The 2350-nt window shown below is 30.9% G+C and carries 1 protein-coding gene and 1 pseudogene; one reads left to right on the top strand and one right to left on the bottom strand.

The features are described 5' to 3' along the window. Nucleotides 1-286: 286 nt before the first annotated feature. Nucleotides 287-1168, top strand: coding sequence for a mechanosensitive ion channel family protein (locus F6K13_RS28900; protein WP_124155316.1), 882 nt, complete (start codon nt 287-289; stop codon nt 1166-1168). Between the two features lie 495 nt (nt 1169-1663). Here the strand turns inward: F6K13_RS28900 and F6K13_RS28895 are convergent. Then, nucleotides 1664-2350, bottom strand: a pseudogene (locus F6K13_RS28895) (hypothetical protein); the annotation flags it as partial.

Raw genomic sequence — 2350 nt, 5'->3', positions numbered from 1 at the left:
CATGTCCGGTTGAACAGTTATAAATAAACGACGAAGGAGTCAGGAGACAGGAGACAGGAGACAGGAGGGTAGAAAGAATGAAGAAGGAGAAAGTTTTTTTATCACTAATTATCCGGACATGATATTAGACATAAATCTACTTTATCATAGTAAATGTCTATTTATGTTTAACTTTGTCCAATTATTTTAATACTGTTGATAGCCCTCTTTCTTCTTCCTTTTTAAATTATAACTGTTAAACCCAATATGGTATTATTGAACTCTATTTGACTAATATCGGATAATTATGGAAGCAATTTGGCAAATCATCAAAAATCTCACAATTCTGAATATACCAGTAAGAATAATATTTTTTATAGTCCTGGTTTTAATAGCCACATTAGCCTTAAAACAATTATTAACCACAATTGTAATTAACCGAATTGAGGCTTTAACTCGTAATACAAAAACAACCCTTGACGATCAATTAATTGCAATTATTAAACAACCTATCGCATGGTTCATATATTTACTGGGATTTCGAGTTACACAATTAATCTTAACAGATTATATTTATCCCCAATTCAATCAAACAATTACAGGAATTATTAACCTAGCAATAGTAGGTAATGTCACACTAATTATCTACCGTACATCTCCAATTGTAGGAGGATTTTTTAGAATTTTATCAGCTCAAACAGACACTGAATTGGATGATATTATTAGCCCCTATATTCCGAAACTATTGAGGTTAACTGCCATAGTAATTTTTGCCCTAAAAGCAGGAGAAGTATTACTGGGAACTTCTGCTACTGCAATATTTGGTTTAATCGGCGGTTTTGGTCTGTCATTAGGCTTATTATTTAAGGATGTTATTGTTGATTGGGTAGGGACAATTGTAATTTATATTGACGCTTTGTATCGAGTAAATGACTGGCTTTTACTGCCAAGTGGTCTGAAGTGTACTGTACAACATATAGGTATTAGAAGTACAACAATTTATATACCCGATGAGGGAGTTACCCAGAAAATTCCTAACTCTAAAATGATTGATGGTAGCATCAAAAATTTCTCTCAACAACCAATTGAAAATAAGACAGCAGCTTTTATGTCGTATATTAAAATTGATGGTATTTCATCTAAAAAAATAGCTCATATCAGGGATAAAATTCGAGAAATACCAAAATAAATTGACATTTTATATGATTCTTGTTCAGTTAGATTTGAGGGATGTGAAAGAAATGCTCGTGTCATTAGAGTAATTGGATTTACTAATGATTTAGATAATTATTCGAGAGCTTATGACGAATTAAATTTGGCAATATTGGCTTTATTGGAGCAGGAGGGAATAGATTTATTTTATGTGAATATTTTGAGTGATACAGAAACTTATAAAACTTGGCAGTATCGTGAACATTAGGCAATAAATATCTAATATTATGTTCAGTGCTCAGTTGCATTTAATCCTGGCTCAAATGTTAATCTAGTTGGAATTAATTCTGGCTGAAAAAGTTCCTTATTGCTAGTCCACGGCTTTCTTATTGCTGGTCGCTACAATTTATAATCAAGGAGCAAATTTCACTTCTGTGATCGCTTAGTTCTAGGGAGTATGGCAAAAAAAAGAAATGGAAATTAATTACCCAAAATATAGGTAAACAATTTGTATTTATTTGCTAAAATCTTGCTAATTAAAGAAAGAAAGGTCTATTCTACCAAAATTTGTACTGAGGGCTATTTGCATATTTTCCAATACTTTGACTAACCATTGAACTTTTTTTTGTGTTGAAAATTGATAATGCTTAAATAAGAGTGCAAATCGTTTTTCTAAGTTAGGTTTAAGTTGTTGACAAACTAATAAGATCTTTAGTAGTAGTCCTGTTGTGATTACAGGTCCTAAATTACCAATCAGATTAATAAAAAAGAAATGCTGTGACTTCTTTGAACTATGGACAATAAAAAAGCTTAATAATTTATGGCAAGTCTTCATCATTAAAGATTCATTTAATAACTCATCATTACGTTCAGACATAATACTTCTTAAATAGTGGTAGAGTTTATTCTTAAAGTGAACTTGAATATGATGAGATTCAACATCAAATGATGAACTTAGATATTCATAAAAACTGTGTTTAAAAAGGTGATATGATTGGGGGACTGTGGTATAAGCTAAAAACCGTTTAGCATAATTTCGATATGTTTCATTCCCTTCTACTTTTCCCACAAATTGTTTGATAGATAATAATAGTTCGTCATTAGACAATAAGGTAGGATTTTTAGCTGATGTAGACTTTTTAACTTGACTAACTTGTAGTCTAGCTTGGTGACTAACATAATGGGATAAATCAATTTCATATTTTTGCTGTTTTTCTAC

It is taken from the genome of Okeania sp. SIO2B9, from assembly GCF_010672505.1.
Lineage (GTDB): Bacteria > Cyanobacteriota > Cyanobacteriia > Cyanobacteriales > Microcoleaceae > Okeania > Okeania hirsuta.
The sequence above is the reverse complement of the archived record's forward strand: the minus strand, read 5'-3'. Positions and strand labels throughout refer to the sequence as shown.